Annotated in this window: 23 protein-coding genes; all 23 read right to left on the reverse strand. The window is 33.2% G+C overall.

What is annotated here, in order from left to right; genetic code table 11:
- Window positions 1-209: 209 nt before the first annotated feature.
- Entirely contained in the window at window positions 210-683 is a 474-nt protein-coding gene (locus KQI38_RS14630; protein ID WP_216560728.1) for a spore coat protein, read from the reverse strand.
- Between the two features lie 208 nt (window positions 684-891).
- Window positions 892-2,103: a glycosyltransferase family 4 protein gene (locus KQI38_RS14635; RefSeq protein ID WP_216560730.1), complete on the reverse strand. Its 1,212-nt coding sequence runs from the start codon at window positions 2,101-2,103 to the stop codon at window positions 892-894.
- A 143-nt stretch (window positions 2,104-2,246) separates the two neighbouring features.
- Window positions 2,247-3,725, reverse strand: coding sequence for a lysine--tRNA ligase (gene lysS / locus KQI38_RS14640; protein ID WP_216560732.1), 1,479 nt, complete (start codon window positions 3,723-3,725; stop codon window positions 2,247-2,249).
- Window positions 3,726-3,755: 30 nt separating this feature from the next.
- Complete coding sequence (gene greA, locus KQI38_RS14645) at window positions 3,756-4,232, reverse strand: transcription elongation factor GreA (protein WP_216560734.1); 477 nt, start codon at window positions 4,230-4,232, stop codon at window positions 3,756-3,758.
- Window positions 4,233-4,387: 155 nt separating this feature from the next.
- Window positions 4,388-5,185 carry a hypothetical protein gene (locus tag KQI38_RS14650; protein ID WP_216560736.1) on the reverse strand — a complete coding sequence of 266 codons (798 nt, stop codon included), beginning with the start codon at window positions 5,183-5,185 and terminating at the stop codon, window positions 4,388-4,390.
- Between the two features lie 184 nt (window positions 5,186-5,369).
- A complete protein-coding gene (gene dusB, locus KQI38_RS14655; protein ID WP_216560738.1) occupies window positions 5,370-6,338 on the reverse strand; it encodes a tRNA dihydrouridine synthase DusB in 969 nt (322 codons plus the stop codon).
- 44 nt (window positions 6,339-6,382) lie between these two features.
- Window positions 6,383-7,165 (reverse strand): type III pantothenate kinase, encoded by a 783-nt coding sequence (locus KQI38_RS14660; RefSeq protein WP_256312769.1) that lies wholly within the window; start codon window positions 7,163-7,165, stop codon window positions 6,383-6,385.
- A 10-nt stretch (window positions 7,166-7,175) separates the two neighbouring features.
- Window positions 7,176-7,925 (reverse strand): ECF transporter S component, encoded by a 750-nt coding sequence (locus tag KQI38_RS14665; RefSeq protein WP_216560742.1) that lies wholly within the window; start codon window positions 7,923-7,925, stop codon window positions 7,176-7,178.
- A 194-nt stretch (window positions 7,926-8,119) separates the two neighbouring features.
- Window positions 8,120-9,076 carry a P1 family peptidase gene (locus KQI38_RS14670; protein WP_216560744.1) on the reverse strand — a complete coding sequence of 319 codons (957 nt, stop codon included), beginning with the start codon at window positions 9,074-9,076 and terminating at the stop codon, window positions 8,120-8,122.
- Window positions 9,077-9,197: 121 nt separating this feature from the next.
- Window positions 9,198-10,382 carry a sodium ion-translocating decarboxylase subunit beta gene (locus KQI38_RS14675; RefSeq protein ID WP_216560746.1) on the reverse strand — a complete coding sequence of 395 codons (1,185 nt, stop codon included), beginning with the start codon at window positions 10,380-10,382 and terminating at the stop codon, window positions 9,198-9,200.
- Between the two features lie 27 nt (window positions 10,383-10,409).
- On the reverse strand, window positions 10,410-10,811 hold the full coding sequence (locus KQI38_RS14680; RefSeq protein ID WP_216560748.1) for a DUF2118 domain-containing protein: 402 nt from the start codon (window positions 10,809-10,811) through the stop codon (window positions 10,410-10,412).
- Window positions 10,812-10,990: 179 nt separating this feature from the next.
- Window positions 10,991-11,356: an OadG family protein gene (locus KQI38_RS14685; RefSeq protein WP_216560750.1), complete on the reverse strand. Its 366-nt coding sequence runs from the start codon at window positions 11,354-11,356 to the stop codon at window positions 10,991-10,993.
- 14 nt (window positions 11,357-11,370) lie between these two features.
- Window positions 11,371-12,915, reverse strand: coding sequence for an acyl-CoA carboxylase subunit beta (locus tag KQI38_RS14690; protein ID WP_216560752.1), 1,545 nt, complete (start codon window positions 12,913-12,915; stop codon window positions 11,371-11,373).
- A gap of 27 nt (window positions 12,916-12,942) precedes the next feature.
- On the reverse strand, window positions 12,943-13,344 hold the full coding sequence (gene mce / locus KQI38_RS14695; protein WP_216560754.1) for a methylmalonyl-CoA epimerase: 402 nt from the start codon (window positions 13,342-13,344) through the stop codon (window positions 12,943-12,945).
- A 121-nt stretch (window positions 13,345-13,465) separates the two neighbouring features.
- Window positions 13,466-14,404 (reverse strand): methylmalonyl Co-A mutase-associated GTPase MeaB, encoded by a 939-nt coding sequence (gene meaB / locus KQI38_RS14700; protein ID WP_216560756.1) that lies wholly within the window; start codon window positions 14,402-14,404, stop codon window positions 13,466-13,468.
- A 12-nt stretch (window positions 14,405-14,416) separates the two neighbouring features.
- Complete coding sequence (locus tag KQI38_RS14705; RefSeq protein ID WP_216560758.1) at window positions 14,417-14,815, reverse strand: cobalamin B12-binding domain-containing protein; 399 nt, start codon at window positions 14,813-14,815, stop codon at window positions 14,417-14,419.
- A gap of 126 nt (window positions 14,816-14,941) precedes the next feature.
- Window positions 14,942-16,621, reverse strand: a complete 1,680-nt coding sequence (locus tag KQI38_RS14710; RefSeq protein ID WP_246565871.1) for an acyl-CoA mutase large subunit family protein — start codon at window positions 16,619-16,621, stop codon at window positions 14,942-14,944.
- Window positions 16,622-16,865: 244 nt separating this feature from the next.
- Window positions 16,866-17,219 carry a DUF3870 domain-containing protein gene (locus KQI38_RS14715; RefSeq protein ID WP_216560760.1) on the reverse strand — a complete coding sequence of 118 codons (354 nt, stop codon included), beginning with the start codon at window positions 17,217-17,219 and terminating at the stop codon, window positions 16,866-16,868.
- A gap of 64 nt (window positions 17,220-17,283) precedes the next feature.
- Window positions 17,284-18,111 (reverse strand): beta-keto acid cleavage family enzyme, encoded by an 828-nt coding sequence (locus tag KQI38_RS14720; protein WP_216560762.1) that lies wholly within the window; start codon window positions 18,109-18,111, stop codon window positions 17,284-17,286.
- Window positions 18,108-19,478, reverse strand: coding sequence for an aspartate aminotransferase family protein (locus tag KQI38_RS14725; RefSeq protein WP_216560764.1), 1,371 nt, complete (start codon window positions 19,476-19,478; stop codon window positions 18,108-18,110). Before KQI38_RS14725 ends, KQI38_RS14720 begins: the two co-directional genes overlap by 4 nt.
- A 41-nt stretch (window positions 19,479-19,519) precedes the next feature.
- Window positions 19,520-20,803, reverse strand: coding sequence for a dicarboxylate/amino acid:cation symporter (locus tag KQI38_RS14730; RefSeq protein WP_216560770.1), 1,284 nt, complete (start codon window positions 20,801-20,803; stop codon window positions 19,520-19,522).
- A gap of 315 nt (window positions 20,804-21,118) precedes the next feature.
- Window positions 21,119-22,930 (reverse strand): ATP-dependent zinc metalloprotease FtsH, encoded by a 1,812-nt coding sequence (gene ftsH, locus KQI38_RS14735; protein WP_216560772.1) that lies wholly within the window; start codon window positions 22,928-22,930, stop codon window positions 21,119-21,121.
- 77 nt (window positions 22,931-23,007) lie between these two features.
- On the reverse strand, window positions 23,008-23,544 hold the full coding sequence (gene hpt / locus KQI38_RS14740; protein ID WP_094902658.1) for a hypoxanthine phosphoribosyltransferase: 537 nt from the start codon (window positions 23,542-23,544) through the stop codon (window positions 23,008-23,010).
- Between the last annotated feature and the right edge of the window lie 21 nt (window positions 23,545-23,565).

Raw genomic sequence — 23,565 nt, forward strand, 5'->3', positions numbered from 1 at the left:
TTCGAGAGACTTGTCAACTGTTTTTTTGAACTTTTTTTAAATCTTTAATTTGATTTGTTTTGTTCAATGTCACAGCCGACTTTTACTATGATACTCTCTTTAGTGATTAAAGTCAATACCTATTTTAAAAAAGTTTTCAAGTTTTTCAAAATAAATGAATAAAGGCGAGCACAGCTCGCCTTACATTCTTATATAAACTATTCATTTTCTTATTTAACGTTATACATTCCATGGGTATGCATATAATTGAAAAGCTCTTCACCATGCCTTTGTTCTTCCTTTTGAATATGCTGTAATGCTTCCCTTACATCCTTATTTGCAGACTCAAACACTCCAGTATCATAAAATCCAGATACATATTTTTCAGTGGCTAATAGGTCACTACAAAGTAAAGCATCTTCAGGATTGTTAAAAGACATATTATTAGCGGTAGATGTAGCAGGGGTCTGGTCATTACTCATACTTTGATTACTATGTGTTAAGTTTGGCTTCTTGCCTTGCAACAACTCATTAATAATATTATAGTGATGTTGCTCCTCTGAAGCTAATTTATTTAGTAATTGCTTTAGATTAGGATCTTTTGCTTGATTGGCAAAGCTTTGATATTTTTTAACACAGACATCTTCTTGATGTTTTCCATCCTCTAAAATCATTCTTTCTTTTTGACTCAAATTTATTTGCATAATATACCTCCCATTTGTTCTATTTAATGGTAGTTTTTACTTTGAGCCATGTTTTATTCATTGAGCGGTTTTAGAAAATAAAAAAAGCTTTTATCAAAGTGTTAATGAATTAAAGGAACCTTTTTTTGAATTCCATTTAAGTTAAGTTCATACGAAAGTAAACGATACTTTCTTATAAGTTATAATAAAGGCCTTATATAAATAAGACCTAAAAGTATTTTTCTATTCTATTAAATATATTATCCCAAGACATTTTGTTTACTTCCTTTTCAATACTATAATCTATAGTATATCCTCTATATATTTTTTCAATTTGCTTTTCAATTGCAATTTGAAGTCTATATTCAAATAATGGCAACTCTTCTCCTAATGGTTTATCTACTTGAATCATTCTAGGTAATCTAACATATTCTATTACTCCACTATTATTAATAATATCGCCTAGGTTAGATATTAACCCTGGAATTTCCGTTACAACTATTAGCAATCCACTAGCTAAAGCTTCTATTGTGACTAGGGATAGACCTTCATAGAAGGAAGGTAATACAAATATGTCCGATTCTCTAAAAATTCTACCTAAATCTTCTTGGCTCAATTCACCTAGAAAATTTATATTTCCCTTCAGCCTAAATCCTAACTCTTTAATATATCGCTCTTCTTCTCCTGTACCTGATCCCACTAACAAAAGTTTAACATTATATTTTTCACTTATATTCTTAAATACCTTAAGTAAGGATACTACACCTTTAGCGTAACTTAATTTACCTGCATATACTATTTTTATATTTTCATCATATACTTTATTTAATGGAGGAAAGAATATATCTCCTTTATATCCTCCTCCTATAACTATTATTTTGTCATTAGAAATGCCATATACTTTGTTAATGAGCTGTCTTTGTTCTTCGCTTAAAGATAAAATCAAATCAAGCTTTCTACAACCATTTAATACTTCTTTTCCATATTGAGGGCATTTTTCAAGTTGTCTAATATCTGTACCATGACATATACCTATTACCTTAATATCCTCAGCAATTTCCTTTACTAAAGAGGTAGATAACCAGAGATGATGAGATAATATAATATCAGGCTTTAAATTCTCTATAGCATTAGTTATTGCTTTTATAAAACCTTCTTTCCATCTATTTAACATATCCTCAGTTAAATCACAATACTTAGCACTTTCATAAGGCATGATATCACTCATGCCTACTATTGGGAATGGGATCTCTTTTGTTTTAAAGGTTACAGGATAGAAGTTGTCTATATTTTTCAAATTAATAATATCTCCATTATGTATTCCTGAAACAAGGCTTTGAATATGTCCTTTTTTCTTTCCCTCAAATATTAATGCCTGTAAATATGTTCCACTTCCTGTCTTTCCAGGATATTGAGATATAATATGCAAAATCTTCTTCATTTGTATTCCTCCTTATTTAAGGCAAGAGGCTCATATATAGTTAAAAAAATAAGGCAGGAATTTTTTATCCTGCCACATAGTTCAATGACTTATTATTCATCTAAAGATTTCATAGTTATCCTACGGCACTCCTATTTTATGGACTATTCGTCCAAAGGCTTCATGGTTGGAAATAACAATATATCTCTAATACTTGGTTGATCTGTAAGTAGTATTATCATTCTATCTATACCAATACCAAGCCCTCCTGTAGGCGGAAGCCCTACCTCTATTGCATTTAGGAAATCTGTATCCATAGGATGTGCTTCATCGTCTCCTAAATCCTTTTGTTTAACTTGATCTTCAAATCTTTGTCTTTGATCAATTGGGTCATTTAATTCTGAGAAAGCATTAGCTAGTTCCCAAGTATTGATAAATGCCTCAAACCTATTAGTCTTTCTCGGATCCTCTGGATTTCTCTTGGCAAGAGGTGATATCTCTACTGGATGTCCTGTAATAAACGTAGGCTGAATTAAATGTGCTTCACAAAATTCTTCAAACATCTCTGATATTATATGACCTCTAGTCATACCAGGTTTAATCTCAAGTCCCTTTGCCTTAGCAATAGCAATAGCTTCTTCATCAGTATTAATTGTAGAGAAGTCTACACCAGTAAATTCTTTTACTGCATCTTCCATATCTAATCTTCTCCATGGCGGAGATAATTCTATTTCAGTACCTTGGTAATTTATTTTAGTCGTTCCTAAAGCCTTCTCTGCCACATAAGCAAAAAGATTTTCGGTTAATCTCATCATTTCTTCATAATCAACATATGCCTGATAAAGCTCTATATTAGTAAACTCAGGATTATGTTTTGGACTCATACCTTCGTTTCTGAACATTCTACCCATTTCATAGACTTTTTCAAATCCACCAACTATAAGTCTTTTTAAGTATAGTTCATTTGCTATTCTTAAGTACATATCGATATCTAATGCATTATGATGTGTAGCAAAAGGTCTTGCATTTGCTCCACCTGCTATTGGACTTAAAATTGGAGTCTCTACTTCTAAAAATCCTTTTTCATCTAAATATTCTCTTACTGCCTTAATAATCTTTGTTCTAATAATAAAGGTTTCTTTAACCTCAGGATTTACTATTAAATCTACATATCTTTGTCTATATCTTAAGTCCTGATCTTTTAGTCCATGGAATTTTTCTGGTAGTATCTGTAAGGATTTGCTCATTATAATTATTTCTTCAGCCCTTATAGATATCTCACCAGCGTTTGTTTTAAATACTTCTCCATTTACTCCTATAATATCTCCAAGGTCTAAAAGACTTAAATCTTTATAAGCTTCTTCACCTAATACATCTTGTTTTGCAAAGATTTGAATACGTCCTTCGCTATCCTGTAAATCTATAAAACTAACCTTTCCATGTCCACGTCTAGACATAACTCTTCCTGCAACTGCTACCTTCTTGCCGTCTAACTCTTCGAATTTGTCCTTAATAGTAGAGCTATGATGTGTATAATCAAATTTTTCAACTAGGAAAGGATTTTTGCCCTTTTGAATTAATTCTTTAAGCTTTTCCCTTCTCATCATCAGCATTTCATTTAAGTTTAATTCCGTTTCTCCCATTACTCTACCTCCTTAGTTTGTTAATCCTTTTTATCTAGTAATAGTTAGTATTTGATATTCTATTTTCCCGTCTGGAACTACTACTTCCACAATGTCACCAGACATATGTCCTAAAAGTGCAGACCCTACAGGAGACTCATTTGATATTTTACCATTATAGGGATCAGCCTCTGCGGACCCTACTATGATAAATTCCATTTCTTCATCATATTCTAAGTCTTTTACTAAAACCTTAGAACCAATACCTACAACATCAGTTGTAATATCATCTTCATCTATTATTTTTGCATTTCTCAGCATCATCTCTAATTTTGCAATTCTTTCTTCCAATTGAGCCTGATCATTTTTCGCCTGGTCATATTCTGAATTTTCACTTATATCTCCAAAGCTTAAAGCTTGCTTTATCTTTTCAGCAATTTCCTTTCTTCTAACAGTCTTTAGATCATCTAATTCATCTTCTAGCCTTTTTAATCCATCTTCTGTTAAGAATACATCTCTTTCTGGCATTTCACTCTCTCCTTTAACTAATAAATATTAGTGCTTTTTAAACTTACTTATAATATTATTTATCTATGCAAAACTATTAACATTAATAGAAATAAAGTACATTTCCTACTTGTATGCAAGATATTATAATCAAGTGGAACCATAATGTCAAGTACTTAGAACTTTCCTTTGACTTTTATAAACAAATTTACATAATCTTTTATTGAATAGTAGTTTCCTTCTGAATATAAATATTTTATATCTTTTTTTCTATCCTCTACTAAAGCCTCAAATAAATTAGAAAGAACCCTATTTTGCATCAATCTATTTTTATTAACGCCTAGATCATTGAAATTAAATGCAAAATCTTGGATAAAAGGAGGTCTTTTCTTATTATGCAAGGAGTTTCCCTGTCCAAAGTCAAAGACTATACAATTTCTCCTCACCTTAGAAAAATCTAGACTTAAACCATCCATTAAGTTAATTATCATACTATAATTTTCTAAGATTCTATCAATATTTACTGGATAAAATAGAGATAATCCTGTTTCCTCCAAAATATATTCATAAATTTCATCATTATATTCTTCACAGCCTATGGCAGTTACAAACCTAACATCCTTTGAAATTTCTTTGATTGTTCGTTTTGTTTTCTCTTTGTCATCACATATAACTAAAATCTCCTTTTCAGCTATATCTTCTTTCATTAAATTACATATATCTTTCATTACTAAAGGAAGATTATTTATTCTAGTTTCTTCTCCATCTAGTATTTTCATATTTGTAAATTCTTGAATATGATATATAGTTTCCTTATTTAACTTCTCATATCCTTCAATAAATAATTTTGTACAGTCTTCATCCTTAAGTTTCATTATAGCATTTAAATATTCTTTAAGCTTATATTCATCATCAAAATCAATAGGTTTCAAATTTATTCCAGCCATCCTACCTATTATATCATTTTCTCTCATAATATTATCTATTATTTTAGGCTTAATTCTAGGTAAAATAAACTCTGGAATATATTTTATAAATCCTTCTTTATAATACTCTAAATATTTCTCACTATCTAATATATATAAAAGTCCTATAATAACCCTCCTCTCTAATTTTAACTCTATTATATGAGAAAGGCATTATATTCATTACATATTGCTATGAATAAAGACCAATATATTCAAGCAATATTCTTTCCATCTCTTCTTTATTATCAATTGTATATATAAGATTTTTTACCTCATTTGAATTCCTCAACCCTTTTAAATACCAAGCAGTATGTTTTCTCATTTCTCTTACTCCAACTCTCTCACCTTTTATAGAACAAACAAGATTTAAATGTTTTATACACATACGAACAATTTCTTCAGGAGAAGGTAATATATCTTCTTTTCCTGTCATCAAGTTAATTATCCTTTTAAATATCCATGGATTTCCTTGAGAACCTCTACCTATGGCTATAGCATCACAATTAGTCAACTCAAACATTCTAACCCCGTCCTCTGGTTCAAAAATATCGCCATTTCCTATGACAGGTATAGTAACACTTTCTTTAACTTTCTTGATAAAATTCCAATCAGCTTCTCCAGAATAAAACATATCTCGAGTTCTTGCATGAACAGTTAATGCAGAAATTCCTTCTTCCTCTGCTATCTTTGCTAAATCTACCCCATTAATATTATCATGATCCCATCCCATTCGTATCTTTAGGGTGACAGGCTTATTGGACACCTTCACCACCTCTCTTAGTATTTTTCTAGCTAATATAATATCTTTCATTAAAGCACTACCATCGCCATTTTTAACTATCTTAGGTGCAGGACAGCCCATATTTATATCTATAATATCTATATCTTCTCTAGGATTTAAATATTCTTCTACAATATTTGCCATTATTTCTGGATCAGATCCAAATATTTGAATTGCTATCGGTCTTTCTTTAGGATTTACTTGTAATAAAGTCTTAGTTCCAGGATCCTTATAATATATCCCCTTGCTACTAACCATCTCAGAAACTACTAATCCCGCTCCCATTTCCTTACATAGTATTCTAAAAGCTAAATCTGTGACTCCTGCCATAGGAGCTAAGAATACATTATTCTCCAATTTTACATTTCCTATTCTCATACATTCACCTCGAATATTAGAAAAGTAAGTAGCTATTTAGCTACTTACTTATTTCTTTCAAATACTATCCTCAAGCCTTCTAAAGTCAGTAATTTATCTATCTTTTTAATATATTTACTTTCTGCTGCGATAAGGTTTGAAAATCCTCCAGTTGCTATGATATTTACTGTTCTTTCATTTTCTCCCATTTCCTTAATCATCTTTTCTATTATATAGTCAACCATTCCTATATATCCAAATACTAATCCTGACTGAATACTATTTATTGTATTCTTTGCTATTACTCTATCTGGCTTTGCGATTTCTACCTTAGGAAGTTTTGCTGTTCTCATAAATAATGCTTCAGAAGAAATTTTAATTCCTGGAGTAATAGCACCTCCTAGATAATCTCCTTCTTTAGATACTGCACAAAATGTAATTGCCGTACCAAAATCTACGATTATTAAAGGACCACCATATTTTTCATAAGCGGCTACAGCATTTACTATTCTATCAGCCCCTACTTCTCTTGGGTTATCATATTTTATATTCATTCCAGTTTTAACTCCAGGACCTACTACAATAGGATCTATACCAAAGTATTTTATACTCATAGCTGGTAAAGTATGCATCAATGGTGGTACTACAGAAGAAATAATAACATCTTTTACTTCTTTTGGGTCTAATCCATGATATCTAAAAATTTGCTCAAATAAAAGTCCATATTCATCAGACGTTCTATCCTTTTCTGTTGCAATTCTCCAATCGTATAATAATTGTTTATCTTTATATACTCCGAATACTACATTAGTGTTACCAACATCTATTACTAATAACAATAGTTTCACACCTCGTTTCTTATCCCTTACTCTTCAAAGCTCCTACTACAGAAGTCACTATTATAATCCCTATAATAGCCTCAGGTATACCGTTAGTTATACCTATCCCAAAAATAATTTTTCTTGCAGTGGAAACATCTCCCCCTATAGCTTCTACAAATCTTTCAGCATAAAACAAATATATCATGGAAAGAACTCCCATAGTATTGGTTAATGTTCCTATAGCAGAAGCTATTACAACATCTAATGCTTTATCCTTAAACTTAATCTGAGTAAAATAAGCTATTATTGAAGTCAATATTATAAGAACTATATTCATTAGAGTCATCCATATGCTCTGTGAATTTATAATATTTATATATATTCCATAAGATAAATATCCTATTATTCCTACCCACATCAAATATAATATTGCCATAGTCTTATTCTTACCTAAATTGCTTAGAGTATTATATACATAGTATGACACTATTCCTATTAATACTCTTGGTAATATCGAAACCAATGGATTTAAAAATACAAATGATACTGGTGTAGGATTAGTTAGAGCTTGAAAAATACTAAATAATCCAAATATCAAACCTACAAATCCACCCACTATCGGACCTTCCATTACTGCACCAATAATAACAGGTATATGCATTATTGTTGCCCTTGTAGGTCCTACGGGTATAAAACCTAATGGAGTCATACCTAATACTGCCGAAATAGCACCTAATACTCCAATAATGGCCATCTTTCTTACATTAAATCCTTTTTCTTTTACCATTAAAACCCCTCCCGCTCTAGTTCCTTTTATTTTTGGATACCAGTCGATAAAATACTTTACTTTAAAATCCATTCAGTCCAACTCTAGTTGATGTTGGCCTTCTGACAAAAACATTATAATTCTATTTTTATATTAATGCAATATTATTTTTATTAATTATTCTTTTTAATTTATATATTCTATTTGTAAATTCTTTAAATATCCTTATATGCATTTAACCCGTGACTACCTTCTGCAAATAATACTCCATTTATTATAGCTTTGCTCATAACTTCAGCTGCTAATGTTCCTATAAGGCTAATGTCTGCCTTTATTTCATTAGTGGCCATAGTAAATATAGTATCACCATCTAACATGGTATGTATTGGATCTATGGATCTTGCATAACCATTATGAGCCATTTCAGAAACTTTATTTGCTTCTGCCTTAGTCAGAATTGCATTTGTTCCTATTACACCTATAGTTGTATTTTGTACATTAAATCCTAAATCCTTATTCATATCTTTCATAATTTCTACAGTGTTTAATAGCTTATTATTTTTATAATCATATACTCCTGCAATTTGCTTATTGAATCTAAAATCATATATGTCACCAAAACTATTTACAGAAACTATGGCTGATACCACTAAATCTCCTACTTTTACAGTTGCTGAACCTAGTCCCGATTTCATAGCACTCTGCGGTCCTAGAATCTTTCCTATTGTAGCTCCCATGCCACATCCTATATTCCCTTGCCTATTTTCATAAGAGTTTGCAATTTCAGCAGCTTTATATCCCATATTAAAATCCGGTCTGATTTTATAGTTTCCGATATTTAAATCAAATATAACAGCAGAAGCCACTATGGGAACTTTAGTCACTCCCACGTTAAATCCAATGCTTTGTTCTTCTAGATATTTCATAACACCAGATGCAGCCTCCAAACCAAATGCAGACCCACCGGATAAAACTATGGCATGGACCTTATCTACCATCTTTTCTGCCTTAAATAAATCTGTCTCTCTAGTCCCCGGAGCCGATCCCCTTACATCTACTCCACCTGTTGCCCCTTGCTCACATATAACCACAGTGCACCCAGTCATGCCTTCCTCTGACTGTACATGGCCTACTTTAATACCTTGAACATCAGTTATGTAACCTTGATACATAGTTTCACCTCCGTAAACCAGTGAAAAGTGAATAGTGAATAACGAATAGTTATAACGAAAGACTTGAACTTCTTCATCTTCCAAAACTATTCACTATTCACTATTAGTTATTCACTATATTCTAGCCTCCAAAGAAATTCAGCAGCAATCCTGCCGCTATAGCTGAACCTATTACTCCTGCTACGTTTGGTCCCATAGCATGCATCAACAAGAAGTTTCTTGGATTAGCTTCCTGCCCAACTTTTTGAGATACTCTAGCTGCCATTGGCACCGCTGATACTCCAGCAGACCCTATAAGCGGATTAACCTTACCTCCAGAAGTTTTGTACATAATTTTACCAAACAATACTCCTGCAGCTGTACCTATAGAAAATGCAACAAGTCCTAATCCTATAATACTTAACGTTTTACCTGTAAGGAATGTTTCAGCATTTGCCGTTGCTCCTACAGTAGTTCCTAAAAATATTGTAACTATATTTACTAGTTCATTTTGTGCTGTCTTAGATAATCTGTCTGTCAGTAAAGATTCTCTAAACAAATTACCTAACATTAGCATACCAACTAAAGATGCTGCTGAAGGTAGTATTAATGAAACTATTATAGTTACCATAATAGGGAAAATAACTTTTTCCTTCTTTGATACTGGTCTTAACTGGTCCATCACTACTTCTCTTTCAACTTTAGTTGTTAAAGCCTTCATAATTGGTGGTTGAATAATTGGCACTAAAGCCATATATGAATAAGCTGCAACTGCTATTGGTCCTAGTAAATGTGGTGCTAATTTTGATGTTAAGTACAACGCTGTTGGTCCATCTGCTCCACCAATAATACCAATACTAGCTGCTTCTGGTCCTGTAAATCCTAAAAGAATTGCCCCTACAAATGTTACGAAAATACCAAATTGTGCTGCTGCTCCAAGTAATATACTCTTTGGATTTGCAATAAGTGGTCCAAAGTCTGTCATTGCGCCAACACCTAAAAATATAAGGGGTGGATATATACCTAGCTTAACACCCTGATACAAGTAATATAAAAGTCCTCCATTTTCCACGGTTTTAGAGACTAGTTCCCCTGTTACAGGGTCAGGCATTATTTTCACAACTGGTGGTGCCATTAAACCAGCTTCGGGTAAATTGGCTAATAACATACCAAATGCAATTGGAATAAGTAATAGTGGCTCAAATCCTTTAGCGATTGCTAAATATAGCAATACACAGGATACAAAAAGCATTACGGCTTGTCCCCAAGTTATGGAAGCAAATCCCGTACTCTGGAAAAAATCCAGTAATATATCTCCTACGTTCATGAAACTTACCTTCCTTTCTTAATGGAATTAGTCTAACACTACTAACCTGTCACCTGTATTTACAGTAGCTCCTTGCGTAGTATTAATGCTAGCTACTATCCCATCTCTAGGAGCTAATATTTCATTTTCCATCTTCATAGCTTCTAGTATTAACAAAATATCTCCAGCCTTAACCTTATCTCCTTCTTTTACTTCTATCTTCCAAATATTACCTGGCATCGGAGCCTCAACTATTTCTTGTCCATCTGATACTACTACTTCTTTTTTCTCTTCCTTTGGAGCTGGTGCTGGTGCAGCTTTTGGTGCTGGAGCTGCCACTGGAGTTGGTGATACTGATGGTGCAGCTGGTCTTTTGGACTCTCCCCCTGCTATCTCTTCAACTTCTACTTCATAAGAATTACCATTAACACTTATTATAAACTTTCTCATTGCTATGCCTCCCTAGAAATTTTTATTATAACGAATAGGAAAATTCTACTTTTTAATTATATTTAGAAATTTTCCGTCGATGAGTTTCAAGCAGATTGCCGAAACCTTTGATTTCGTGCAAGTTGCTTATGCAGTAGCCAATAAAAGCTTCCTCAGTTATACTTCCAATGAAGCTTTTATTATAGTTTACCGTATATCTGTTCTTGTCTACCAGCTGTTGCCCAGGTAGGAGAATTTTGAGGTATTCTTCTAATGCTTCTTATATTTACCTCTGGCACACTAACCCCTAAACTTGCTGCTACAGCTGCAGCAATAACTGCTACTAATTCCTCATCATTTGTGGTAGTTTCTTCTAGTTTCTCCTTTACTGGTTCTTTAGCTTTAATTGGTGTTTGTGGCTTCTTAACATCTTCAACCTTCTTTTCTCCACCTATGTTTTTTAGCACAGATATAAGCATTGCAAGCACAATCAAACCTACAAATACTACTACCATGCTAAATACCGTGATTATTAAACTATCTCCAAAACTAATAATATCACCCAATTACTTCACCTCTTTTATACTGGCATATTGCCATGTTTTTTTGCAGGTCTATTTTCTCTCTTAGACTCTAACATATCAAAAGCAGAAATTAATCTAGGTCTTGTAATACTTGGAACTAATATATCATCTACGAATCCTCTTTGAGCTGCAATATATGGGTTAGCTACAGTATCTCTATACTCAGCAATTTTTTCTTGTCTAGTTTCTATTGGATTATCAGAGTTTTCAATATCCTTTTTAAATATAATATTTGCAGCACCATCAGGTCCCATAACTGCTATCTCAGCATTTGGCCATGCAAATACTTGATCTGCTCCTAAATCCTTAGAGCACATTGCAAGGTAAGCTCCACCATAAGCTTTTCTAACTATTAAAGTAACCTTCGGTACAGTTGCTTCGCTATAAGCATATAGCATTTTAGCACCATGTCTAATGATTCCACCATATTCTTGCTCAGTACCTGGTAAGAATCCTGGAACATCCACTAAGTTAAGTAGTGGAATATTAAAAGCATCACAAGTCCTAATAAATCTTCCCGCCTTATCTGATGCGTTGATATCTAAACATCCAGCTAATATCTTAGGTTGGTTAGCAATAATTCCTATGGTTTTTCCGTTTAATCTAATATATCCAGTTATTATATTTTGTGCATAATATGGCTGAATTTCAAAGAAATCTCCATTATCAGCTAAAAGCTTTATAATTTCTTTCATATCATAGGGTTTATTAGGATTAACAGGAACTATTTCATTTAATTTTTCTTCTACTCTATTTATTTCATCTTCTATAGTATAGATTGGTGCTTGTTCTAAATTATTTGAAGGTAGGAAAGATAATAACTCTTTAATTCTTTCAATACATTCAGCTTCCGTTTTGTCCACAAAATGTGCAACTCCAGATATTTTGTTGTGAGTATTTGCACCGCCCAGTTCTTCCTGTGTAACCTCTTCACCTGTTACAGATTTAATTACTTGGGGTCCGGTAATAAACATCATACTGGTCTTATCTACCATAAATATAAAGTCTGTTAAGGCTGGTGAATAAACTGCACCACCTGCTGAAGGTCCCATTATAACTGAAATTTGAGGTATAACTCCAGATGCAATAGTATTTCTATAGAATATCTTTCCATATCCTGATAAAGCATCTACTCCCTCTTGGATTCTAGCTCCACCCGAATCATTAAATCCTACAATTGGTGCTCCCATTTTCAATGCCATATCTTGCACCTTACAAATCTTAGAAGCATGCATCTCACCTAAAGATCCACCTACTACCGTAAAGTCTTGGGCATAAGTAAATACAAGTCTTCCATCTACTGTACCATAACCAGTAACTACCCCATCTGCAGGAGCCTCTACCTTTGCCATATCAAAGTTTGTACATCTATGTTCTACAAACTTGTCAACTTCTACAAAACTACCTTCATCAAATAGAAGGTTAATTCTCTCTCTTGCAGTAAGCTTTCCTGATTTATGATGCTTTTCAATTCTTTGCTCCCCACCACCAAGCTCAATTTTCTTAGCAGTTTCTAGAAGCCTTTCAATTTTTTCCTTCATATTTACCCTCCTTTTTTTGTTAAGTACTTAATCCCTTTGACAAAGCTCTATAAGCACTCCAAATGTTGACTTTGGATGTAAAAAGGCAATTTTTGCACCGCCAGCACCATATCTTGGTTTCTCATCAATCATCTTAATTCCTTTTTCCTTTAGTTCTTCTATAGCTTTTTCAATATCATCTACTCTATAAGCAATATGTTGGATTCCTTCACCCTTTTTCTCGATAAACTTAGCTATAGGTCCATTTTCTTCAGTAGATTCAAGTAATTCTACTTCCGTATCTCCTATAGGCAAAAAAGCTACCTTAACCTTTTGCTCTTCAACTACTTCCTTATCTACACATTTCATACCTAAAATATCTTCATAAAATTTTAATGCTTCATCTAAATTTTTTACAGCAATACCTATATGATCAACCTTACCAACCATTTGATTACCTCCCTTTTTATAGTGAATAGCAAATAACTAAAAGTGAATAGTTTAGGAAGCTTCAAATGAATTCTAAGCTAATAACCCTAAAGCCTTACTTAAAACTATTCACTTTTCACTATTAATTATTAGTTATCAACTGTATTATCTCATCTCTGGCAGTATAAGGATCTGTTTCTCTTAAAGTAACTTCCCTTGCTAGGTTTTCAATTAGATCTTCCTTAACTGCCTTATCTAATATCAACTTCATTAAATCTTCTTCAACCATCTTCAAAATTTCTAATTTATTATTTCTTATTCTTATCTTTTCTAGCTCATTATTTTTTTCTAGATATCCTCTATGCTCTAAAATCTTTTCTAGAAGAATATCTATATCCTTATTTTGTCCTGCTGATACTTTAATCACTGGTGGTCTATAGTCACTATATTCATTTAAATCTAAATTCATCTCTATTTCTACCTTAGTTTTATCTGCACCGTCTAAGTCAGATTTATTAATTGCAAATACATCCGCTATCTCCATTATTCCTGCCTTTATAGCTTGAATATCATCACCTAAATTGGGAACCATAACCATAAGTACAGTATCTGCAGTCTTTACTATATCTACTTCAGATTGTCCAACTCCCACTGTTTCTATGAAAATGTAATCACAACCAAAAATATCTAGTACCTTTATAGCACCCCAAGTAGCTTTTGACATACCTCCTAAAGAACCACGGGTACCCATGCTTCTTATAAACACATCTTTATCTAGGGCAAGATCACTCATTCTAATTCTATCTCCTAATATAGCCCCTCCGCTAAAAGGACTGGTAGGGTCTACAGCTACTATGCCTACTTTTTTACCTTGTTTTCTAAGCTCCTTAGTCAACTTATCAGTTAAAGTAGATTTACCAGCTCCAGGAGGTCCTGTTATTCCGATCACATAGGCCTTACCTGATTCCTTATATAGTTTCTTTAATATATCTATTGCTTCCTTTTCATTGTTTTCTAACATAGTAATAAGTCTTCCACACGCTCTCTTACTACCTTCCAACAATCTTTCTTCAATATTCAAATAAGACACCACCTATTTTCTTTTAAGGTTATTTGTAATAAACTCTATTACATCCTTTGTTGGTGTACCTGGAGTAAAAATAGCCTCTACACCTGATTCTATTAGATAAGGAATATCATCTTCTGGGATAACTCCTCCTCCAATTACAAGCATATCATCTACTCCTTCTTCTTTTAACAAATTAACTACCTTTGGAAATAAGTGATTATGAGCTCCTGACAGTATGCTCATAGCTACTACATCAACATCCTCTTGAATAGCAGCGGCCACTATTTGTTCAGGTGTCTGCCTTAGCCCTGTGTATATAACTTCCATACCTGCATCTCTTAATGATCTTGCAATTACCTTTGCACCTCTATCATGTCCATCAAGGCCAGGCTTAGCTACTAAAACTCTAATTGGTCTATCCATATTTTTATATACCTCCCCTATATTTAGTGAATAACTAATAGTTAATAGTGAATAGCTAAAAAAATTAAATACCCTCAACCTTTAATAAAAACTATTCACTTTTCACTATTCACTTTTCACTATTCACTATAAAATAACTGATTGTTGATATTCACCGAATACTTGGCGTAAAACATTACAAATTTCTCCAAGGGTTGCATATGCTTTTACAGCATCCAATATAAATGGCATTAAGTTTTCTTCCGTATTAGCCTTTTCCTTTAGTATACTTAATGCTCTTTCTACTTCTTCATTATTTCTTTCCGCTCTTAAGGTTTTTAGTTTCTCTCTTTGATTTATTTCAACCGTCCTATCTACCTTTAACAATTCCTTCTTGTCCGTTTCTTCAATTTGGAATTTGTTTACTCCTACAACTATTCTATCAAGGGATTCTACTTCCATTTGATATCTATACGCTGCATTTTGAATTTCTTTTTGAATATATCCTTTTTCTATCGCTTTAGGCGCCCCACCTAATTCATCTATTGTTTCTATATATTTAGTTGCTTCTTCTTCAATCTTATTAGTTAAACTCTCGATATAGTAGGAGCCAGCCAATGGATCTATTGTCTCAGTTACTCCAGATTCATGAGCTACAATTTGCTGAGTTCTAAGTGCTATTCTAACGGAGTCTTCAGTAGGTAGTGCCAAAGCCTCATCCCTTGAATTTGTATGAAGTGATTGAGTTCCACCAAGAACTGCCGCTAATGTTTGAATAGTAACTCTTATTATGTTATTATCAGGTTGTTGAGCCGTTAGTGTAGATCCTGCTGTTTGAGTATGGAATTTAAGTTGCATTGATTTTGGATTTTTTGCATTAAATCTTTCCTTCATTATTTTCGCCCAAAGTCTTCTAGCTGCCCTATATTTAGCTACTTCCTCTAATAAGTCATTGTGAGCATTAAAGAAGAAGGATAATCTTGGTGCAAAATCATCTACGTCAAGTCCAGCATCAATAGCTGCTTCAACATATGCTATACCATCTGCTAATGTAAATGCAACTTCTTGTGATGCAGTAGAACCTGCTTCTCTTATATGGTATCCACTAATACTTATTGTGTTCCAAGCTGGAACTTCCTTTGAACAATATTCAAAAATATTAGTAATTAATCTCATAGATGGTTCTGGCGGGAATATATAAGTTCCTCTTGCTATGTATTCTTTCAAAATATCATTTTGTATTGTTCCTCTTAATTTCTCCTTTGAAACACCTTGCTTTTCTGCAACAGCAATATACATTGCTAACAAAACAGATGCTGGTGCATTTATAGTCATAGAAGTACTAACTTTATCTAAAGGTATGCCATCAAACAATACTTCCATATCCTTTAGTGAATCTATAGCTACTCCAACTTTACCAACTTCACCTTCAGATAATCCATCATCTGAATCATATCCTATTTGTGTAGGTAAATCGAAGGCAACACTTAATCCAGTTTGACCTTGTTCTAGCAAATATTTATATCTCTGATTTGATTCTTCAGCAGATGCAAATCCTGCATATTGTCTCATAGTCCAAAGTCTACCTCTATACATCGTAGATTGAACACCTCTTGTAAATGGGTATTCTCCAGGAAGTCCTAGATCCTCATTATAATCCATATTTTCTATGTCTATAGGAGTATATAGTCTATCTACTTCAATATTGGAGCCTGTAGTAAATTTCTCTTTCCTTTCAGGAAATCTTGATAAAGACTTCTGAACTACCTCTTTATCCCATTGCTCAACTGATGCTTTAACTTCTTCAATCTTATTATCATCAAACAACTCATTTACCTCCTTATTATGGTGATTTTGTAAATTTCCTCAAAAGTTCTCTTCATAGTCTATTATAGTAATAAGTAGTAGAATTTTGCAACATATATTTCAATATATTTTAAAAATGAATGGAATATTGCATTTTTATATATGAGTATGTATAGATTCCTTCAGAAATGCATAGGAAATAATACTAATGATATTTATATATCATTAGTATTAAAATTCAAATCGTTGATAAGATATTTTTTGTCTAATAAACCTTTCTATTTGTTTGCTTCCATTGTGAATATCTAGCATGTACTCCTTTGATACATACCATAATTGCCTTTTGAGAATATCCAAAGAAACGTTTATCAATCTTGTCAACAATTTCATCTACACCATCTTTATCAATATTGTGTCCAACTATTAAATATGCTAAAAATTCTTTACATAAGTCAGAAATTAATGTTACCATGATATCTTCTATTATTCCTGTCTCTGTATTAATTAAAAATCCAACCCCCACTACTTTATGTACATAGGTGGCAGAAATATCGTCTGGAAGTTTAGAATAATGAACAAAATATACAGTTTCTTGACCAAAATCTTTTACTTCTCTCATTAGATACATCCTTTCTATATATTTATTTTAGAAGGCTGCACTAAAATGCGCAGCCTTCTTTTCATTATTTTATACCCAATATTTTCCTCGCTTCATCTGGTGTTGCAATTTCTCTACCTAGTTCTTTTGCTATTCGCATTACCCTCTCTACTAGCATTTGATTAGTTGCTAATAATCCTCTATCATATAATATTGTATCTTCAAGCCCTGTTCGTGTATGTCCTCCTAATAATATGGACATAGTCAGCATAGGTATTTGACTATATCCAATTCCTGATACTGTAAATGTAGAGCCTTCTGGTAGAGACTCAATCATATGCAGAAGATTCCTAGGTGTACCCTTTACTGATCCTCTTACATTCATTACTAAATTAAATTGCAATGGTTCCTTAAGTACTCCTTCCTTTAATAACAATGCCGCATTATCAATCATACCTAAGTCAAAAGCTTCTATCTCTGGCTTTATATTATTAGCATACATTTTAGCCGCTAATTCTTTTATTAACTCAAAGGAATTCGCATTTACTTGTGAAGCAAAATTAGATGATCCAGTAGATAAGCTTGCCATTTCAGCATTTAGATCCAACATTTGTCCACGCCACTCAGCAGTATTGCCTCCCCCCCTCGCACCAGTAGATAATTGAGTTATAATATCACAATCTCTTTCCTTCAATTTATTCAATACTTCCTTATATAAATTCTTATCACAAGTAGGTTCTCCTTTTTCATCTCTTACATGAATATGAGCTACAGATGCTCCCGCTTGTCTACATTTAATAATATCTTCCACTATCTCATCTACAGTAATAGGTGTATATGGATTTATTTCTTTAGTTGGAACATTTCCTGTTAGTGCTATAGTTATTATTAACTTTTCCTTTCTATAGGTCATGCTATTACCCCCTGCAATTCCTCTGATGTCTTTTTTATTGCCTTTTCTAATTTTTCATATAGTAAATCTACTTCTTCTTTAGTTATATTTATTGGAGGAGCTAACAATATATGATCACCTCTTACTCCATCAACTGATCCTCCACCTGGATATGGAACTAAACCTTCCTCTAAACAATTATTCGTAATTTTACCTCTCACATTGCTGAATACATCAAATGGCTCTTTTGTTTCTTGGTCTTTAACAAATTCAACACCTATCATAAGACCTTTACCTCTAATGTCTCCCACTATAGGATAATTATATAAATCTTCTAATTTCTTCATTAGATAATTTCCTTGTACAGCACAATTTTCAATAAATTTATCTCTTTCAATGATTTCCATTACCTTATTAGCAATTCCACAGGACAATGGATTACCTGCGTAAGTATGCCCATGGATAAAATTACCTGAACCTCTAACCATAATTGTTTCAAAAACTTCAGAACTACATACTGCTGCACCTATTGGAGTATATCCACTGCTTAAACCTTTAGCAACTACTATGATGTCTGGTTTAGCATCAAAATGATTTGATGCCATTTTCTTTCCTGTTCTACCTGAACCTGCCATGACCTCATCCATTATAAATAGAATGTCATATTTATCGCAGATTTCTCTTACCATATCAAAATATATCTTTTCAGGATGGGAACCCGGTGCTGCCGATCCTACTACTGGCTCAGAAATAAATGCAGCAATATTATCTGATCCATGACGCCGAATCTCTGTTTCCAATTCTTTGGCAGCAAGTATACTGGTTTCTTCTAAAGTTCTTGCTCCCCAAGGGTTTCTATAATGATAGAATTGGCTGATCTTAGGAAAATTAGTTAACAAAGGATCATAAATTTTTCTTCTTCCTATGGTTCCTGTCATTGATAGAGATCCTAATGTTGCACCATGATAAGAATTCCATTTGGATATAATCTTCCACTTACTCGACTTGTTCCCATCTCTTTCAACATAATATTGTCTTGCCATCTTCATTGCAGTTTCTGTTGCTTCAGAACCACCAGATACAAAATATACATGATTTAATCCCTTAGGACACCATGACACAATTTTTTCTGCACATTTTTCAATTGAGTCAACTGTCCATCTAGATAAGTGAGTAAAAGCAATTCTTTCAATATGCCCCTTTGCAAACTCAGCAATCTCCTTATTTCCATGACCTATATTCGCTACTGCTGACCCAGAACATCCATCTATATATTTTTTTCCATTTTCCCCAATTAAATATATTCCTTCTCCCTTTTCAATCCTAGGATAAATCCAATTTTGGTTTCTATAAAATACACAGTTCTTTGGTGCCTTGTTTGAACTCATTGTAATTCCCCCTTCTTAAGATATATAGTTAATATTTATTTCTAACTAACTTCTTTCGCCTTGAGAATACCTCCATATTTAAATATTTCTCTATTCAAGTCTTTTTCTAATGATGCAACAGAAACCGCCACTACTAAATCACCAACAGAGTTAGTAGAAGTATGAATTTGATCAACAATTCTATAAACTCCAGCTATTAATGCTATACCATCTAATGGAATTCCTAGATTTGTTAATAATGCTATTGAAATAATAAGCCCCGTCTGAGGTGCAGCAGCACACCCGATAGCCAGCATTGTGGCTGTTAAGACTAACATTATCTGTTGGCTCAAAGAAATATCTATGCCATAAAGCTGAGCAGCAAACATTACAACAACTCCAAAATATATACCCGTTCCGTTCATATTTGCAGTCGCACCTAAAGGTAAAACAAAACTTGCAGTCTCCTTTGGAATTCCCATTTCATTAGTACCTATCTTCATTGCCACTGGCAGAGCAGCAGCACTACTACACGTACTAAAGGCTATGGCCCAAGACTGAAATGCTTTTTTGAAGAACTTAATAGGATCTACCTTTCCTATAAAATATAGTATTAATGAATAATACACTGCAACTGTAAATATATTTGCACCATAATCAACTAATATAAACTTAAATACAGGGCCAAATATTCCTACACCAAATGCTGTAACTGCTTTTGCCATAAGTCCAAATACTCCAATTGGAGTAAACTCTATAACAATATCAACTACTTTATACATCATTTCAGAACATCTATCTACCAAATCAATAATAGGTCTTCCTCTCTCACCCATTAATAATAATCCCGCACCGCAGAAAATACCAAATGAAATTATATGAAGCATCTCACCTTGTGCTAATGATTCGAAAATATTCGCAGGGAATAATCCTAATATTGATTCGAATACTGTTGGAAGTTCTCTAATAACAACTTCACCAGCATTCAACTCTGTAATATTTAGTCCAGCACCTGGTTTAAATATGTTAGCCATTACAACACCAGTTCCTATGGATAAAAAACCTGTTAACATAAAGCAAAACAGTGTTTTTATACCAACTGATCTAAGTTTTCTAATTTCACTTAAATTTGCAACTCCGCTAATTATTGAGAAAAGTACTAAGGGAACAACTATCATACGAATAAGCCTTAAGAAAATATCTCCTAAAAGTCCCAGCCACGGTACCAAAGCAGTGACAAAAGGCTCATCTTTACCTATTGCTGATAATATAGCTCCTGCCATAATACCTAAAAATAAACCGATAAAAATCTTATGAAACAATCTCAGTTTTTTGGGTTTTGACATTAATATACCTCCTCTTTTCTCTTATCAATAATTAATCTACTACCCTCCTTTCACAAAAATAAAAAACCCAGTATTAATGGAAATGGCAAACCATTAATACTGGGTTTTATTTGCTTCGCAAACTGGGGATACCATTTTGCTACAAATAAAGCAGTATTTCTCTATTATTTAAAATTATCTAATAACATTATATAGTATTCTGTTAAAGGTGTAAAGTGTTTTTTCAGAAAATTGTATAAACTTTGTCATGGATTAATATTTATTAAATTTATATATAAAAAAATGGGCTCCTCCTAACTGAGGATCGCCCAATTTTTATGCTCCAACAAATAGCTCTTCGAATTCCTTACCATCTATGGTTTCTTTTTCTAGTAAAGTTTCTGCTACTTTATGAAGTTTATGAATATTATCTTTTAATAATTGTTCTGCTTTATTATATGCAGTATCAATTAGTTGTCTCATTTCTTTGTCTATGGCAGCTGCCACATCCTCACTATAATTTCTAGTTCTACCAAAGTCTCTACCTACAAATACCTCCTCATCATCAGTACCGTAAGTCATAGGTCCAAGTTTATCACTCATACCATAATGAGTAACCATGGATCTAGCAATCTTAGTAGCTCTTTCAATATCATTTTGAGCACCTGTACTTATATCTCCTAGAACTAAAGCTTCTGCTACCCTACCGCCAAGAAGAGTTACAAGTCTTCCTTCCATTTGTTTTTTCGTTAAAAAGCTTCTATCTTCTTCTGGTATATAGGCAGTAAATCCTCCAGCCATTCCTCTTGGTATAATAGTTACCATATGAACTGGGTCTGTATCAGGAGTAAGCCTAGAGGTAAGTGCATGACCTGCCTCATGATAAGCTGTAAGTTTTCTTTCTTTTTCACTAACAACTTTGGATTTCTTTTCGGGTCCTGCTTGAACTTTTATAGATGCTTCTTCTATCAAATGCATAGGTATAGTTCTCAGCCCAAACCTTGCTGTAAGTAATGCTGCCTCATTTACTAAGTTCTCTAAGTCTGCAGGAGTAAATCCTACTGTCCTCTTAGCAACTACTTGTAGGTCTACATCACTATCTAATGGTTTGTTCTTTGTATGAACCTTTAATATTTCTTCCCTACCTCTTACATCAGGTAATCCTACATAAATTGTTCTATCAAATCTACCTGGACGAAGAAGTGCTGGGTCAAGTATATCAGCTCTATTAGTTGCTGCCATTACAATTATTCCTTCATTAGTCGCAAATCCATCCATCTCAACTAATAGTTGGTTTAGTGTTTGCTCCCTTTCATCATGACCTCCACCAAGTCCTGCTCCTCTTCTTCTACCTACAGCATCAATCTCATCAATAAACACTATACAAGGAGCATTTTTCTTTGCCTGCTCAAATAAATCTCTAACACGACTGGCACCAACACCTACAAACATCTCTACAAAATCAGAACCTGATATAGTAAAGAAAGGCACTCCCGCTTCACCTGCTACAGCTTTAGATAAATAGGTCTTACCTGTTCCAGGAGGTCCAACTAATAATACTCCAGTTGGAATTCTAGCACCAATTTCAATATATTTTCTAGGCGTTCTTAAGAAATCTACTATTTCTTTTAGTTCTTCTTTTTCTTCTTCCAATCCTGCTACATCAGAAAATGTAATTATTTTTCCATCTTCTTCCTTGACCATCCTAGCTCTGGATTTTCCAAAGGACATTACTTTTCCTCCACCACCCTGGGACTGCTGCATAAATACAAACCAAAATACTGCAAAAACAAGAAGCATTAATATAGTTGGAATCGCACTTACAAACCAAGGAGTTGTAGGTTCTAACTCAGAACTTAGGGTAATTTGTTTACTATCTACTAAGTCCTTTAAATAATCGGAATAAAACGTATATCTCATTTCATCAGGTAATATGGTGGTAAACTGGGTATTATCCTTTAGTTTACCTTGTACTTCTTTACCTATTATCTTGATACTTTCAACTCTACCATTATGCAAATGTCCTACCAATTCAGTTACGTCGATTTTCTTGACCTGTTCTACATCATTTCCAAACGTTGTTACTAGAAACATTATTACAATTACTATTAGTAGGTACACACTAATACCTTTGAAAAATCTTCTCAATACAAGTCCTCCCTCCTCTTATGAGTAGATAATATCTTTTTATTATACCATCATTATATAGTTTTTTCAACCTTGGGCTAACTATATACTTCTTCCTTAAGTGCTGCTACATAAGGTAGATTTCTCCCTATTTCAGAATAATCTAGTCCATATCCTACTACAAATTCATCTGGAATAGCAAAACCTAAATAGTCTACAGATACATCAACTTTTCTTCTCTCAGGTTTATCTAAAAGAGTACAAACTTTAACAGATGCAGCTCCTCTTTTCTTTAAATTGTCTGTTAAATAAGCTAATGTATAGCCAGTATCTATTATATCCTCTACAATTAGTACATCCTTATTTTCTACACTAAAATCTAAATCCTTTATTATTCTAACTTCACCAGTAGAAGTTGATGATCTTCCATAGCTTGACACAGCCATAAAATCCATACCTATTGGCATCTTTATATTTCTGGCTAAATCTGACATGAAAATAACAGCACCCTTCAATATCCCTACTAAAATTAGATCTTTACCCTTATAGTCCTCCATAATTTGTTTTCCTAGTTCTTTTACCTTCTCTTCAATTTCATCTTCTGTTACTAATACGCTCTTGATTATATTTTCCATTATAATCCTCCTTCTTATGTA

Origin of the sequence: Tissierella carlieri (genome assembly GCF_018917285.1) — a bacterium.
Lineage (GTDB): Bacteria > Bacillota > Clostridia > Tissierellales > Tissierellaceae > Tissierella > Tissierella carlieri.